This window comes from Pedococcus sp. P1_H8 (assembly GCF_056405175.1).
The window spans coordinates 1-572 of record NZ_JBFUCP010000090.1; the positions used below are offsets into that span (position 1 = coordinate 1).

Sequence of the window (572 nt, forward strand, 5' to 3'; positions counted from 1 at the left end):
CCACAGGCCGTAGACGATGGACGGTACCGCGGCCAGCAGGTCGATCACGTAGGCCAGCGGCCGGGCCAGCCGCTTGGGCGAGTACTGCGTCAGGAAGATCGCGATGCCCAGCGCCACCGGCATCGCCAGCACCAACGCGAACACCGACACCAGCACGGTGACCTGGAGCAGGTCCAGGATGCCGAACGCCATGTGGTTGATGTCGTCGGTGCTCCAGACGCTGCTGGTGAGGAAGTTCGCCTCGTTGCGCGAGAGCGCGGGCACCGCACGCCAGACCAGGAACACCCCGATGGCGCCGATCAGCACCGTGATGAACACCGCCGACCCCGACGCGAGCGTGGTGAAGATCCGGTCGCCCGGACGGGTCACCGTCTTTGCGGGGGCCTTGGGTGACGAAGTGATCGGAGCCTCCGGTGTTCCTGGCGGACCACCCACCCCGGCCCGAGTGTCATCGGGGCCGGAGGTGAGGGGTGCCGATTGGGCTGGCGCGTCGCTCATCTGCGCTCGCAATCTTCCTGTTGTGAATATAGAGCGGAGGCCGGTTCGGGAAAACTCAGCCGATGGCGGCGATG

General features: G+C 67.0%; 1 protein-coding gene. It reads right to left on the reverse strand.

Features of this window, described 5'->3' with window-relative positions; genetic code table 11:
• A partial coding sequence (locus tag AC1DYG_RS19000) for a PstC family ABC transporter permease (RefSeq protein WP_477641424.1) occupies positions 1 to 369 on the reverse strand: 369 nt, incomplete at its 3' end.
• Positions 370 to 572: the final 203 nt, after the last annotated feature.